This is a genomic window from Micromonospora sp. NPDC006766 (assembly GCF_040636055.1).
Taxonomy (GTDB): domain Bacteria; phylum Actinomycetota; class Actinomycetes; order Mycobacteriales; family Micromonosporaceae; genus Micromonospora.
Map to the genome: position 1 here is coordinate 13,709 of NZ_JBEYIX010000034.1, position 13,741 is coordinate 27,449.

The 13,741-nt window shown below is 72.7% G+C and carries 16 protein-coding genes; 6 read left to right on the forward strand and 10 right to left on the reverse strand.

Annotated elements, in window-relative coordinates; all coding sequences use genetic code 11:
- Positions 1-5: 5 nt before the first annotated feature.
- Positions 6-1,304, reverse strand: coding sequence for an NAD(P)/FAD-dependent oxidoreductase (locus ABZ671_RS23280; RefSeq protein WP_357861698.1), 1,299 nt, complete (start codon positions 1,302-1,304; stop codon positions 6-8).
- A 132-nt stretch (positions 1,305-1,436) separates the two neighbouring features.
- On the opposite strand from ABZ671_RS23280, the gene rpsD reads away from it, so the two are divergent.
- Both rpsD and ABZ671_RS23290 read left to right on the forward strand, forming a co-directional pair.
- Positions 1,437-2,048 (forward strand): 30S ribosomal protein S4, encoded by a 612-nt coding sequence (gene rpsD / locus ABZ671_RS23285; RefSeq protein ID WP_357861700.1) that lies wholly within the window; start codon positions 1,437-1,439, stop codon positions 2,046-2,048.
- Positions 2,045-2,203 carry a hypothetical protein gene (locus ABZ671_RS23290; RefSeq protein WP_357861702.1) on the forward strand — a complete coding sequence of 53 codons (159 nt, stop codon included), beginning with the start codon at positions 2,045-2,047 and terminating at the stop codon, positions 2,201-2,203. The genes rpsD and ABZ671_RS23290 overlap by 4 nt, the downstream gene beginning before the upstream one ends.
- A 189-nt stretch (positions 2,204-2,392) precedes the next feature.
- Here ABZ671_RS23290 and ABZ671_RS23295 read toward each other — a convergent pair whose 3' ends face one another.
- Positions 2,393-2,926, reverse strand: a complete 534-nt coding sequence (locus ABZ671_RS23295; RefSeq protein WP_357861704.1) for a GNAT family protein — start codon at positions 2,924-2,926, stop codon at positions 2,393-2,395.
- Between the two features lie 368 nt (positions 2,927-3,294).
- On the opposite strand from ABZ671_RS23295, the gene ABZ671_RS23300 reads away from it, so the two are divergent.
- Positions 3,295-4,530: an MFS transporter gene (locus ABZ671_RS23300; RefSeq protein WP_357861706.1), complete on the forward strand. Its 1,236-nt coding sequence runs from the start codon at positions 3,295-3,297 to the stop codon at positions 4,528-4,530.
- Between the two features lie 114 nt (positions 4,531-4,644).
- Here the strand turns inward: ABZ671_RS23300 and ABZ671_RS23305 are convergent, their stop codons facing one another.
- The 3 genes from ABZ671_RS23305 to ABZ671_RS23315 are packed head-to-tail and all read right to left on the reverse strand — an operon-like array spanning position 4,645 to position 6,308.
- On the reverse strand, positions 4,645-4,938 hold the full coding sequence (locus ABZ671_RS23305; protein ID WP_357861708.1) for a DUF6510 family protein: 294 nt from the start codon (positions 4,936-4,938) through the stop codon (positions 4,645-4,647).
- A 16-nt stretch (positions 4,939-4,954) separates the two neighbouring features.
- Positions 4,955-5,716 carry a ferredoxin reductase gene (locus tag ABZ671_RS23310; RefSeq protein WP_357861712.1) on the reverse strand — a complete coding sequence of 254 codons (762 nt, stop codon included), beginning with the start codon at positions 5,714-5,716 and terminating at the stop codon, positions 4,955-4,957.
- Between the two features lies 1 nt (position 5,717).
- On the reverse strand, positions 5,718-6,308 hold the full coding sequence (locus tag ABZ671_RS23315; RefSeq protein ID WP_357861764.1) for a sulfite oxidase-like oxidoreductase: 591 nt from the start codon (positions 6,306-6,308) through the stop codon (positions 5,718-5,720).
- A 75-nt stretch (positions 6,309-6,383) separates the two neighbouring features.
- Here ABZ671_RS23315 and ABZ671_RS23320 point away from each other — a divergent pair, with 75 nt between their 5' ends.
- Positions 6,384-7,532, forward strand: coding sequence for a CaiB/BaiF CoA-transferase family protein (locus tag ABZ671_RS23320; protein ID WP_357861715.1), 1,149 nt, complete (start codon positions 6,384-6,386; stop codon positions 7,530-7,532).
- Between the two features lie 28 nt (positions 7,533-7,560).
- On the opposite strand, the gene ABZ671_RS23325 is transcribed toward ABZ671_RS23320, so the two are convergent.
- Positions 7,561-7,965 carry a DUF2267 domain-containing protein gene (locus tag ABZ671_RS23325; protein WP_357861717.1) on the reverse strand — a complete coding sequence of 135 codons (405 nt, stop codon included), beginning with the start codon at positions 7,963-7,965 and terminating at the stop codon, positions 7,561-7,563.
- A 179-nt stretch (positions 7,966-8,144) separates the two neighbouring features.
- On the opposite strand from ABZ671_RS23325, the gene ABZ671_RS23330 reads away from it, so the two are divergent.
- The gene (locus tag ABZ671_RS23330; RefSeq protein ID WP_357861719.1) at positions 8,145-8,414 is read left to right on the forward strand and encodes a DUF2795 domain-containing protein; all 270 of its coding nucleotides are present in this window, start codon (positions 8,145-8,147) and stop codon (positions 8,412-8,414) included.
- Between the two features lie 234 nt (positions 8,415-8,648).
- On the opposite strand, the gene ABZ671_RS23335 is transcribed toward ABZ671_RS23330, so the two are convergent.
- Entirely contained in the window at positions 8,649-9,314 is a 666-nt protein-coding gene (locus ABZ671_RS23335) for a hypothetical protein (RefSeq protein WP_357861721.1), read from the reverse strand.
- Positions 9,315-9,345: 31 nt separating this feature from the next.
- Positions 9,346-10,317, reverse strand: coding sequence for a pirin family protein (locus tag ABZ671_RS23340; protein WP_357861723.1), 972 nt, complete (start codon positions 10,315-10,317; stop codon positions 9,346-9,348).
- A gap of 216 nt (positions 10,318-10,533) precedes the next feature.
- On the opposite strand from ABZ671_RS23340, the gene gdhA reads away from it, so the two are divergent.
- A complete protein-coding gene (gene gdhA, locus ABZ671_RS23345; protein ID WP_357861725.1) occupies positions 10,534-11,871 on the forward strand; it encodes an NADP-specific glutamate dehydrogenase in 1,338 nt (445 codons plus the stop codon).
- A gap of 72 nt (positions 11,872-11,943) precedes the next feature.
- Here the strand turns inward: gdhA and ABZ671_RS23350 are convergent, their stop codons facing one another.
- The gene (locus tag ABZ671_RS23350; protein ID WP_357861727.1) at positions 11,944-13,413 is read right to left on the reverse strand and encodes a protein kinase; all 1,470 of its coding nucleotides are present in this window, start codon (positions 13,411-13,413) and stop codon (positions 11,944-11,946) included.
- A gap of 122 nt (positions 13,414-13,535) precedes the next feature.
- Positions 13,536-13,739, reverse strand: coding sequence for a hypothetical protein (locus tag ABZ671_RS23355; RefSeq protein ID WP_357861729.1), 204 nt, complete (start codon positions 13,737-13,739; stop codon positions 13,536-13,538).
- Positions 13,740-13,741 lie beyond the last annotated feature (2 nt).

The following is a 13,741-nucleotide window of genomic DNA, read 5'->3' on the forward strand; positions in this document are numbered from 1 at the left end:
ACGGGTCAGGTGCGGCGCACCACCTCGGGCGATTCGCTCTCCAACGGCACCGCGTTCGCCGGCACCAGGCCGAGCCGCACCGACGGGCGGGACAGCGTGGCGTCGAGGAGCCAGTCGGCACCCACCCGGGCCCGGTTCCCCGGCATGGCGAGCAGGTGGTAGCCGCGGGTGACGGCCTTCGCCGGCAGGCCGGACATCGACAGCTTCAGGGGGTTGGCTGCCGCATCCTTGCCGCCCAGGTCTACCACCCAGCCCAGGTCGTAGTGCTTGTACGGCTTTCGCGTGCCCTTTCCGTACGAGGCGGCGATGTTGTGCGCCGCGAGCTTGCCCTGGCGTTGCGCGTGCTGCGCGGTCATCGCGCAGATCTGCCCGGGCCGGCTCGGGTCGGGCACCGCCGCCGCGTCGCCGCAGGCGTAAATCTCCGGGCAGCCGGGGACGTTGAGGTACTCGTCCACCACCAGGCGCCCCCGTTCGGTCCGCAGCCCCAACTCGGCGACGAACGGATCGGGACGTACCCCGACACACCAGACCAGACTGCACGTCGGGACGTACTCGCCGTCGGTGAGCATGACGCCGTCGGGGGTGGCCTCGGAGACCGAGGTGCCCATCCGTACGTCCACCCCGCGCTGGCGCAGCACCCGGTCGGCGGTGACCGACATCCGCTGATCCAGTTCGGGCAGCACCCGGGGCGCCACGTCCAGCAGCATCCAGCGCGGGCGGACCTTCATGTGGGGGCGTTGGGCGATGAGCCGGTCGGTGAAGAGCTGCCCGTGCGCGGCGACCTCGGTGCCGGTGTAACCGGCGCCCACCACCACGAAGGTGGTCCGGGCCCGCTGCTCGACCGGGTCCTCGGTCAGCTCCGCCAGCTCGATCTGCCGGACCACGTGGTCGTGCAGATAGAGCGCCTCGGGCAGGCCGCGGAAGCCGTGCGCGTACTCGGTCACCCCGGGGATGGGCAGCAGCTTGTTGACGCTGCCGACGGAGAGCACCAGCCGGTCGTACGCGAGCTGGCCGTGGTCGCCCTCCGGCGAGCGGTAGCCGACCCAGCGGTTCTGCATGTCCACCCGGTCCGCCTCGCCGATCACCACCCGGACCCCGTCGAGGGTCCCGGCGAGCGGCACGGCGATCCGGGTCGGCTCGACCACCCCGGCGGCGACCTCGGGCAGCAACGGCAGGTAGAGGAAGTAGTCGGTCGTGTTCAGCAGGACGATCTCGGCTCGGCTGCCGGCCAGTCGGCTCAACGTCTTCGCCGCGTGGTATCCGGCGAATCCGGCACCCACGATCACCACACGAGGTTTCGTCATGCCTACCGCCGTTCCCGCCGACACGGCCGACAAACGTGCCGACGCTCACCGGGTCACCCGGACGGGGTGGGGCGGCCTCACCCGAGCGTGACGGAGGGTGGTGGGACCGCGAGAGCTGAGGGAGGAAACGACATGGCGGTCCGCACCACGGTACGTCCCGCGCCCGAGGACGTGTTCCCGATCCACCCCGCGTACGGCTACCGGATGCGGCGACAGCGAAATCCGGTCGGCGTACGCGGTGGGCCGCGGCCCGCCCCCGGGGGACCCTGGCTGGACGACGACGCGCGGCACCAGGTGCGCGCCCGCTACGCGCTACGCGACCGGCAGTTGGCGCGGGCCCTGGTGGCGGCCGTCAGCCAACCCGGTGACTCGGCGGAGAACCTGGCCGGCCAGTTGGAGCAGCGGATGGACGCGCTGGTGCACCGGGCCGGCTTCGCCCGCTCCATCAACGAGGCCCGCGACCTGGTCGCGCACAACACGTTCACCGTCGACGGCGGCAAGGTAAACCGAGGCTCGTACCTGGTCCGCCCCGGTCAGACCATCGAGCTCCGGCCGGACCGGCAGTGCCGCGCCCCGGTCGTCGTCGCGGTCGCCGGTCACGCCGAGGACGTGACGCCGCCGTACCTGGAGATACAGCCGGACCGTTTCGCCGCGACGCTGACCCGGGAGCCGCAACGGCAGGAGGTGCCGGCGCTGCGGGACGTTCCGCTCACTGTCCAGACGATCGAAGGGAGCCCGCTGTGAGCATCCTGCCGACCGACCGACGGATCGCGAACTACCAGCAGCAGAGTGGCCGCCCGCGACTCACCGCTCGGCAGCGCCGGCGCGTGGACCACAAACAGGCGAAGTTGCAGCGCGTGACCGGGCAGCGCACGGAGGCCCGCGGGCCCGGACGCTGAGTCACGGAGTCACGGGTGGATCAACTTCGCGCCGCCGTACGGACAGGTACTTCTCTGCCGCTACGAACTTGATGACGTAAACGATTCACCTCGATCGCACCGCCCACGCGGCAGCTCGGCGATTCATCCACGTCATCAAGTTCGTAGGGGCGCGAGGGGTCGGTCGGCCCGCCCGAGCCCCACGGCTCGTCAAGCCGGCGCGGGCTCCGGTGCGGTGATCGCCCAGCGCTCGTGGTCCCGCCAGGCCCCGTCGATGAAGAGGTAGTTCGGCGAGAATCCCTCCAGCCGGAAGCCCAGCCGGCGGGCCAGGCGCCGGGACGGCTCGTTGCCGGGCTGGATGTTCGCCTCCAGCCGGTGCAGCCCGAGCGCGGTGAAGGCGTGCGCGGTGACGAGCCGGATTCCGGCCGAGGCGTGGCCGGTGCCGGCGTAGGGCAGGAAGGCGGCGTAGCCGAGGTAGCCGCCGCGCAGCGCGCCCATCACGATGCCGCTGATGGTGGCATACCCGGCGATCTGGCCGCTGGCCACGTCACAGAGCAGGTAGCCGGAGCTGTCCCGGCCCCGGATCTTGCGCAGGTGCGCCGCGAACCGCTCGGGGTCGTCCGGGGCCGACAGCCATGGGTGGTGCAGGTCCCGGCTGCGCCGGGCGGCGGCGATGAACTCCGCCTCGTCGGCGGGACGAGGGCGGCGGATGCCGACCCGCCCGTCGGAACGCAGGTATCTCACGTCGCCACACTCTCGGCCACCAACCCCTGCCCTGTCCAACCGGGGTCGCGCAGCGGATCGACATCCCCTACGGTTAGGCCGACGACGGGAGGTCGGTCATGACCATGGCTCTTCTCGGCACGGTGCTGGTTTCCGCTTCGCCGCTGCGGACCATGGTGTCCTGACCCGGGCTGCACCCGACCGTCCAGGTCTCCCCCGCGACACCACCTCCGCACCGCGAAGCGATCAGGTGACCCGCCCTGCGCGGGTCCTTCGTCCTGGCGTACCCACGCCACCGTATCGCTTCCGAGGGAGTTCCTCGTGTTTCCGGAATATCTGTCCGGGCACCCCGTCGTGTCCGGATCGCACGCCCCTGCCCGGCGGTCGGCATGACGACCACCGTCCCCACCGTCCCCGCCGGTCGCCTCGGCCGGGATTTCCTCCGCCTTTGGACCGCCTCGGCGGTCTCCAACCTCGGCGACGGCGTCACCATGGTCGCCGGCCCGCTGCTGGTCGCCTCGCTCACCCGTGACCCGGCTGCCGTGGCCGCGGCGGCCCTCGCCCCGCAGCTGCCCTGGCTGCTGTTTTCCCTGGTCAGCGGGGCGCTCGTCGACCGCTTGGACCGGCGCCGGCTGATCATCGGCGTCAACCTCGGCCGGGGCCTGGTCCTTGCCGCCCTGGCCATGGCGGTGCTCGCCGGGGTGGCCACCGTGCCGCTGATCTGCCTGGCGTTCTTCCTCGCCGGCGTCGGGGAGACCCTGGCCGACACCGCCGCCGGGGCGCTGCTGCCGTCGGTGGTTCCGCCCGAACGTCTGGAGCAGGCCAACAGCCGGCTCTTCGCCACCTTCGTGATTGGCAACCAGTTCGCCGCGAAGCCGCTCGGGGCGTACCTGTTCGTGCTCGCGGCGGCGCTGCCGTTCGCCTTCGACGCGGCCACCTTCGGGCTGGCCGCGCTGCTGCTGGCGCTGCTGCGCTGGCGGCCGGCCCCGCCATCCGCGCAGCCAACCGAGGCCGGGCCGAAGCGCTCGCTGCGGGCGGACATCGCCGCCGGGGTACGCGCCCTGTGGGGCGTACCGGTCCTGCGCACCCTCGCCGCCTGCATCGCGGTGATGAACGTGGCGTTCTGTGCGGCGTTCGCGGCGTTCGTCCTCTATGCCAGGCAGCGGCTCGGCCTCACCGAGGTCGGGTACGGCGTGCTGCTGACCGCCTCCGCGCTGGGCGGGCTCGCTGGGAGCACCCTGGCGTCCCGGCTGCGGGCCCGGTTCGGCGCCCCGGCGCTGCTTCGGGCCGGGCTGCTGGTCGAGATCGGGCTGCAAGTCGTGCTGGCCACCACCCGGCACGCCTGGGTGGCCGGGGCGGCGCTCGCCGTCTGGGGGATGCACGGCATGGTCTGGGGCGTGCTCGTGGTGTCGCTGCGGCAGCGGCTCGTGCCGGACCGGCTGCGCGGCCGGGTGAACAGCGTCTACTCCCTGGCCGACCTGGGCGGGGCCGCCATCGGCACGGCTACCGGCGGGCTCGTCGCCCAGGCGACCGGCAGCATCCTGGCGCCCTTCTGGCTGGCCGCCGCCGCGCTGACCGTGCTCACCGCGCTGGCCTGGCGACGGCTCACCGACACGTCGGCCTGACCCCGGGACCACCTGTTGATCAAGGAGTTTGCGTCGAAAAACGGGTGAGCCAGCGACGCAAACTCCTTGATCACGGCGGGCATCCGGGACGGGGTGGCTTGGGCGGGTGCGGCGTTACAGCGGGGTGGGGTGAGGCTGGTCGAACGGCATCGGAATCTGCAGGTAGGTGGCCCCGCGCAGGTCCAGCCAGGCGCGGTCGGGCGCGCGGACCAGCCGCAGCATCACCCCGCCGCAGGCCGGGCAGCGGGCGACCAAACCGGGGGCGTGGGAATAGACGTGCAACCCGGCCATCGGGCCGGCCGCGCGGCAGGACGCACACCGCCCGGTGGCGGCGCTGAGGTCGACCGCGAAGAGTTCCCGCAGCGGCCCGTCGAGCATGTTGCCGTCCAGATAGGGCATCTCGGTCATGCGTACTCCTCGGTGCTCAGCCGGTGGGGCCGAAACGTTCGGTCTTCACCCGCCCGGTCGGGTGGCCCAGCCCCACCAGCAGGTCCGCCACGGTCTCCACGAAGCCGGTGGGCCCGCAGACGTAGCAGAGCGGCTCCTGGTCGGGCGGCCAGCCGTGGGCGGTCACGTCGGCCGGGCCGATCCGGTGCGGTTCGCCGGGCCAGCCCTCGGGCGCCTGACGGGTGTAGAGGTAGGCCACGTCGAGGCCCGGGTCGTCGCGGGCGCGGCGGCGCAGCTCGTCGGCGTAGAAGACGTCGGCGGGGCCGCGTACCGAATAGATCAGGCGGAACGGCGCCCGGCTGCCGGCGGCGCGGCGGGCGCGAACCATCGCCATCAGCGGCACCACGCCGGAGCCGCCGGCCACCAGCAACACCGGCGTGGTCTCGTCGGTACGCCAGACGAACCAGCCGCCGACCGGCCCGCGTACCTCCACCGGGTCGCCCCGCGCGTACACCTCGGTCAGGTACGGCGACACCTCCCCGTCGGGCACCCGCTGCACGGTCAGCGCGATCCGGTCGTCCTCAGCGGGTGCCGCGAGGGAGTACGACCGGGCCGCCTGGTAGCCGTCGGCGGCGGTGAGCCGAACGTCGACGTGCTGCCCGGGCAGGTGCCCCGGCCAGCCGGGCACGTCCAGCACCAGCGTCTGCGCGGTCGGTGTCTCGATCCGGCGTTCGGCGAGACGGGCCACCCGCCAGGTCAGCGGCGTGGCGACCCGGCCGCCGGTGGTGGACGCGGACACCTCAGTCGCCCTGGTAGCGCTGCTCGCGCCACGGGTCGCCGTAGTCGTGGTAGCCGGCGGTCTCCCAGAAGCCGGGCTGGTCGTCGACGAGGAGCCGGACGCCGCGCACCCACTTCGCCGACTTCCAGAAGTAGAGATGCGGGACGAGCAACCGGGCCGGGCCGCCGTGCTCGGCGGGAAGCGGGCCGCCGTCGTACGTGTGCGCCACCCAGGCCCGTCCGCCGCGTAGGTCGCTCAGGGGCAGGTTTGTGGTGTAGCCGCCGTACGAGTGGGCCAGCGCGTAGCGGGCGGTGGTGTCGACGCCGTCGAGCAGGGTGTCCAGCGACACGCCCTGCCAGGATGTGCCGAGCTTGGACCAACGGGTCACGCAGTGGATGTCGACGGTCGGCGTCTCCTGCGGCAGGCCCATCAACTCGTCCCAGGACCAGCGGTACTCGGCGCCGGTCTCGGTGGTGAGAACGAACTCCCAGGTGTCCAGCGGCACCTTCGGCGTCGGGCCGGCGGAGAGCACCGGCCAGTCCTCGACGAGGTACTGCCCCGGCGGAAGGGCCGGCTCGGCCGAGCGGGGCCGGCCCTGGAAACCCGGCGACACGATTCCCACCCGTCTGTCGTACCACCCGCCGACGGGACGTCCCTCCCCTTCCGGCATCTTCCTTACACTGGCGCGATGGGCAACCAGGGGCCACTCACCGGCGTACGGGTTATCGAGCTGGCCGGCATCGGACCCGGTCCGTTCGCCGCGATGATGCTGGCCGACCTGGGCGCGGACGTGGTCCGCGTCGACCGCACCGCCCGTGGCGGGTTCGGCGACCTACCCGGGGACCTGTTGACCCGCAACCGTCGCTCGATCGCCGTCGACCTCCGGTCATCCGGGGGACGCGAGGCGGTGCTGGCACTGGTCGCCGGCGCGGACGCGCTGGTCGAGGGTTTCCGGCCCGGGGTCACCGAGCGGCTCGGCCTCGGCCCCGAGGACTGCCTCGCCGTCAACCCCAACCTGGTGTACGGGCGGATGACCGGCTGGGGCCAGGACGGTCCGCTCGCCCGCACCGCCGGCCACGACATCGACTACCTGGCGTTGACCGGCGCGCTGCACGGCATCGGCCGGGCCGGTGAGCGACCGGTGCCGCCGATGAACCTGCTCGGCGACTTCGGCGGCGGCGGCATGATGCTGGCCCTCGGCGTCGTCGCCGCCCTGTACGCGGTCCGCGCCGGCGCACCCGGCCAGATCGTTGACGCGGCCATCGTGGACGGTGTCTCGGTGCTGTCCACCCAGATCCACGCGCTGCGCCAGGCCGGCATGTGGCAGGACGCGCGCGGGTTGAACCTGCTCGACGGTGGGGCGCCCTTCTACGACACGTACGAGTGCGCCGACGGCCGCTACCTGGCGGTGGGCGCGCTGGAGCCCCGGTTCTACGCCGAACTGGTGCGGCTCACCGGCTTCCCGCTCGACGGCGACGAGGCCCCGGACCGGAACGACCCGGCGAACTGGCCGGCGCTGCGCGCGGCGTGGGCGCGGTTGTTCCGCAGCCGATCCCGGGACGAGTGGACGGAGCTGCTCGCCGACACCGACGCCTGCGTCACGCCCGTGCTGGACTGGGCGGAGGCGCCCGAGCACCCGCACCTGGCTGCCCGGGGTGTCTTCGTCGACCACGACGGGGTCGCCCAGCCGGCCCCCGCGCCACGCTTCTCCGGCACGCCCACCTCTGTACGCCGACCGCCGCCGCAGCCCGGCGAGCACACCAACGAACTGCTCGCGGAGGTCGGCTACGACGCCGAACGGATCGCCGAGTTGCGCGCCGCCGGGGCGGTCGTCTGATCGGGCGCGGACCGACCGTCGCGGCCGGTCAGCGGCGTGTCGCGCCGGGGGCCAGGGCCGGCTCCACCATGTCCCGGTAGTCGCGCGGCATCTGGACGACCACGTCCTCGAACTCGCCGCCGGTGACGGCCTCGCGCAGGGTGGTGAAGACCGCCCGCACCGCGTTCCGGGCGGCGTTGCCGTCGATGCCGGCCCGTCGTCCCACACGGGCGATGAACTCGGCCGCCCCGAACCGGTCTGCCGCCTCGGTGGTGGGATGCGGCTTCAGCATTCGTTGCAGCGGCTTCGGCAACTGCGCGGCCAGGTCCAGCACCTCGCCCCCGGTCAGCCGCTCCGCCAGGGTCTCCAACGCGGCCCGGGTCAGCTCGACCGCCCGTTCCGGGGCTGTCCCGGCCCGCTGTGCGACCTTGTCGACGAAGATGTCGTACTTCATCGGGTGTACCCCCTTCGCGCACGCGGCGGCGTCGGTGGCTGCCTCGCGCCTGCCGCCTACCCACAGAGGCGGAACGGAAACGGCCGGCGGAATTCCCTCCTGACGGTGCGTGACCAGCCGCTGGCGGGGTAATCGCCGCCGGTCGTAACCGCAACCAACAGGCGCGAGGAGCCCGACCCATGGCGAGTTACACGGACGTCCTTGAGTACCTGTCAGCGCTGGACTACCCGGCCGGCAAGGACGACGTCATCCGCGAGGCGGAGCGGGAGGGCGCGCCGCCCGACGTGTTGCAGGCGTTGCGTGCGCTGCCGCCGGTGGACTACGCCAACGGCGCCCAGGTGGCCCGCTCGGCCGGCATCGACGCCGCGCCGGAGGTGGGCCGCTCCCAGCGCGCGGCGCAGGCCCGGGAAGGACACACCCGGGTGTCGCAGCACCTGCGCGGCATCTGACCTCACCGGAGCGCGAGGGCGGTGGGCAGGCGAGCGCCCCGGGTCACGAACCGTGACCTGGGGCGCCACGCAGCATCTGCCCCCGCCGGTCCGCGCCCGAATCGGGTCGCGACCGGCAGGCGGTAATTGTGCTCGCCCGAACCAGGCGAGCATCTCGCTGCCACGATCATCATACGAGATGGGATCGACCGAACGGGTGATATTCGGGAAAGTGTGGCCGGTCGCACGTCGCAATCAGCCGGTCAATTCCGCGTAGCGCTTCTCCAGGTCCACCCGGGCCAGTGCCCCCACCAGCCAGGCCAGCCGCTCCGACTCGCCGCTTCCGGCGAGCCCCGCGAGTTCGTCGGCGGTCCGTCCGAGCCCGAGGCGGCGGGCCGCCGCGAGCGCTCGCCGATCGGCGACCGGCGCCACCTCGCGCCACACCGCCTGCGCCTCGCGGAGGAACAGGTCGATCACCTGATCGTCCACTCCGGGCAGATCGGCGAGGAGTCGTCGCTCGCGTGCCGGATCCTGCTGCGCGGCCGTCCGCAGCCGGCGCAGGTCGCCACGGTAGCGGTCAACCACGATCCGGGCGAGGTCGCCGAGGGTGTCCGCGAGCGCGTCCACATCGCCCCGTAGGCCGGCCCCGCGCAGTACGCGTACCCGGTCGGCCTGCAGCGACCGGGCCATTCGCGCGGCGCTGTCCCACCCGTTGTCCCGCAACGCCAGCGCGCTGTCGACCGCCTTGCGAAAGTCGCCCCGGCGCGCGAGCAGAACGGACAGGTAGAGCACCTGGAACAGGTGGGACGGATTGTTGACGACCTGAAATCCGTACCGTTCAGCGAACCCGCGGTTGTCCCCGGCGAGCCGGCGGACCAGCCGCTTCTTGTCCTCCACGCTGGAAATCACACTGGTCGGCATGTCGGCGTCTACCCGGACCGGGGCCGGGCATTCAGCCGAGCACACCGCCGTGCCGATTCCGGGCCTTCAGCCGGACGGTGGGCAGCACCGGTGCGGGCAGCGGCTGTGCCGGGTCGTCGGCGACCGTGCCGAAGCGGCGGCCCGCCATCCAGTCTTCCCGGGCTGCGGCGACCTCCTCGTGCGAGCGCCCGACGAAGTTCCACCACATGACCAGGGGTTCCTCGAACGGTGTCCCGCCGAGCAGCATCAGCCGAGAGCCCGGGGCGGCGCGCAGGGTCAGGGTGCTCCGACCGGCCCCGAGGTAGAGCAACGCGCCCGGGTCGAACGGCACGCCGTCCACCTCGGCGGAACCCGACATCGCCAGCAGCCCGTACTCGAAGTCGCGGCGCAGTGGCAGGGTGACCGGTGCCGACCCCCGCGTTTCGAGCTGCGCTCCCACCAGCGGCGTGTGCACGACCGCCGGGGAACGCTCGCCGCCCAGCTCGCCGACCAGCAGGATCACGTCCAGGTCGCCGTCGCGCCAGGCGGGAAGCTCGGCGTGGTGGGCGAAATCGGCCGCGCCGGCGCGAGCCGGGTCCGGCAGCGCCACCCAGAGTTGGACGCCGTGCATCACCGGCGGACGCGCCGCCGGGGATCGTTCCGAGTGGGCGATGCCGTGACCGGAGGTCATCACGTTGAGCTGCCCCGGGCAGATGGGTTGCACGTTGCCCAGGCTGTCTCGGTGCACGATTTCGCCGTCGAGCAGCCAGGTGACGGTCTGCAGCCCGGTGTGTGGGTGCGGCGGCACCTCCATGCCGGGCCGCTCGGTCACGTCGTCCGGTCCGAAGTGGTCGACGAAGCACCACGCCCCGACCATCCGTCGTTGCCGCTGCGGCAGCAGCCGCCGCACAGTGGTGTAGCGGCCGAGCGGCACGTCGTGGCCGGGCAGCAGCACACTGCCCGGGTCGGTGGGCGCCGCACCGGGTGGAACGGTCTGCGCCGGCAGCGACTCGGTACGGTCCACCGCCCGACTCTACGCGTTGGCGCCCTCAACGGTCAGGCGAGCGGGCACCTTGGCCGCGCAGCTCCACCGACGGTTCGGACTGTGTCTCAGATCAACTCGTCCACCCGCACAAGTCAACCCGATGGGCGTGATTATGGTATCCGGTGACGGTCAGCGCGGACCGATGCGGTGAGAGAACCGGGCACATGCCCGGTAACCGGAAGGGACGTGTCGGCGATGCCGGAGACGGTCGAAAGTGTGTTCGCAGACGTAGTCAGGCGCAATCCGGGCGAACCGGAGTTCCACCAGGCGGTACGGGAGGTGCTGGAGAGCATCGGCCCGGCCCTGGCCCACCACCCCGAGTACGCGCACGCCCAGATCATCGAACGGATCTGCGAGCCGGAGCGGCAGCTCATCTTCCGGGTGCCGTGGGAGGACGACCGCGGCCGGGTCCGGGTGAACCGTGGTTTCCGGGTGGAGTTCAACAGCGCCCTGGGCCCGTTCAAGGGCGGACTGCGTTTTCACCCGTCCGTGTACCTGGGCATCGTGAAGTTTCTCGGCTTCGAGCAGATCTTCAAGAACGCGCTGACCGGCCTGCCGATCGGCGGCGGCAAGGGCGGGTCGGACTTCGACCCGAAGGGGCACTCGGATCGGGAGGTGATGCGCTTCTGCCAGAGCTTCATGACCGAGCTGTACCGGCACATCGGCGCGGAGACCGACGTGCCGGCCGGCGACATCGGGGTGGGCGCCCGGGAGATCGGCTACCTGTTCGGCCAGTACAAGCGGATCACCAACCGGTACGAGTCGGGGGTGCTGACCGGCAAGGGCCTGGCGTACGGGGGTGCGCAGGTGCGCCGCGAGGCCACCGGGTACGGCGCGGTCTTCTTCGCCGAGGAGATGCTGAGGCAGGCCGGGGACAGCCTGGAGGGCAAGCGGGTGGTGGTCTCCGGCTCGGGCAACGTGGCGATCTACGCCATCGAGAAGGTGCACCAGCTCGGTGGCACGGTGGTGGCCTGCTCCGACTCGGACGGCTACGTGCTGGACGAGGAGGGCATCGAGCTGGAGGTGCTGCGCGAGCTGAAGGAGGAGCGCCGGGTCCGGCTCGACAACTACGTCAAGCATCTGCCGCGCGCGGTCGCGGTCTCCGGTCGTAGCGTCTGGGAGGTGCCCTGCGACCTGGCGCTGCCCTGCGCGACGCAGAACGAGATCGGCGGCGCGGAGGCGGCGGCGCTCGTGGCCGGCGGCTGTGTCGCGGTGGTCGAGGGGGCGAACATGCCCACCACTCCGGAGGCGGTCCGCATCCTGGCCGGCGCCGGGGTGAAGTTCGCTCCGGGCAAGGCGGCGAACGCCGGCGGGGTGGCGGTGAGCGGGATGGAGATGCAGCAGAACGCCAGCCGGGACTCGTGGACGTTCGCCCAGTCGGAACAGCGGCTGCGGGAGATGATGCGCGACATCCACGCCCGCTGCTGGGGCACGGCCGAGGAGTACGGCCTACCCGGCGACTACGTGGCCGGCGCGAACATCAGCGGTTTCCGGCGGGTGGCGGAGGCGATGCTCGCGCACGGGCTGGTCTGAGCGACCGCGGTAGTGGGCGGACGGGTGCCCAGCTTGACGTAGGCATCCGTCCGCACCGCCGACGTGGTTCTGTCAGTCGTCGTCGGGGCCGTCGCCGCGGAGTTGTTCGTAGACGTCGAGCAGCCCCTGCAGGTTGGCGGCGGCGCCGGCGTCGAGCTTGCCCTCGTCAGCGGCCTTGTCGATTTTTTGGCGCAGGTCGGCGAGGCGCTTGCCCCGATCCTTCGGCTTGCCGCGGTCCAGCTCGGCGGCCTTCTTCCGCAGGCTGTCGGCGGTCTTGCGGTCGATCTTGCCGGTGGTCTGCGCCTGGGCGAGCAGTTCGGCGAACTGGGCGGCGAGTTGACGTGCGGTGACCGGCACCGGCCGGGTCGTGGTGGCCGGCGGCTCCGACGCGGCGGACGGCTCGGTCGCGGCCGACTCCGGCGCGGCGTCCGATGGATCCGACGCGGGCGGTTCGTCGGCGGGTGCCGTGGTGGCCGCGCCGGCGCCCTGCGGCTGATCCACGTGATCGCCGAGCAGTTGCGTGCCGACCAGGCCGAGCAGGAGCGCCACCCCGGCCGCGACCAGCCCGACGAGAAGCCGATTCGACCGGGCGGGCGGGCGGGACGAGGTCACGGGCGGACGCACCGGCGCGGCGGCCCGGTCGATGAGCGTCGGCGGGTGCGCGGGTCGGGTGACCGTGGGCAGGATCGCGGTCGGCGGATCGACCGGCTGGCCGGCGCCGAACCGGGCGGCGAGTTGGGCGGCGCTGGGCCGCCGGTCCGGGTCCACGGACAGGCAGGCCAGGGTGAGTTCGGCCAGGTCGGCGGGGAGCCCGGGAACGTACAGCGGCGGCACGGGCGTCTGCCGGGCCTGCACGTCGAGCACGTCCTGCCAGGTCTGCACCGGCAGCGGGGCCCGTCCGGTGAGGGTGCGGTAGAGCAGCGCGCCGAGGGCGTACACGTCGCTGGCCGGATTCGGCGGGCCGGGCTTCATCCGTTCCGGGGCGAAGTAGGCAGGGGTGCCCATCAACAGCTCACCGGTCTGACCGGCGAGGGGGTGCCGGGGCCCGGCGAGGGTGGCGATGCCGAAGTCGAGCACCTTCGCGCCGGTCTCGGTGAGCATCACGTTGCCGGGTTTGATGTCCCGGTGCACCACGCCGATCCGGTGCGCGGCGGCGAGGGCGGCCGCGACCTGACCGGCCAGCCGGATCGCCTCCGGCCAGGCGAGCGGCCCACCGGCCAGCCGGTCGGCGAGGGTGTGCCCCTCGACCAGTTCCATGACCAGGTAGGGCACCAGGGAGCCGTCGGGCAGGGTGGCCTCGGCGTAGTCGTACACCTGGGTGACATGCGGGTGGGTGAGCCGAGCCGCCGCGCGGGCCTCGCGTTGGATGGTGGCGCGCAGTTGCGGGTCGGCGGCGAGCTGCGTGGCGAGGGCCTTGACCGCGACGGGGCGGTGCAGCACCTCGTCGTCGGCGCGCCACACCTCGGACATCCCGCCGAGCCCGATGCGCTCGTGCAGGACGTACCGATCGTGCAGCCGCAGGGCGGGCGTGAACGGCGACATGGTGATCCAGTCTGCCTGGCACCCCACGCCCCGCAGCAACCCGGTACCCGGTTCCGCATTGTGGGGCGGAACCGGGGTGGGTCGTCCGGTGGCGGCCATCCGGACGACCCGTCGGCGGCGAATCAGGGGCAGCAGGAGGGCGCGGAGGCCGGGCGGGGTTCCATGAGGTCGGCGAGCCGGCGCAGGGCACCCGCGGCGGCCAGGCGGGTGGGGGCCAGCCGGGGGCGCGCGGGCCGGTCGAGGCGGATCGGCGCGTCGGGGCGGGCCGAGTTGACGTGGCGGGTTACGGCGTCGACGGCGAGGACGAATCCGGTGGAATGTTCCATGG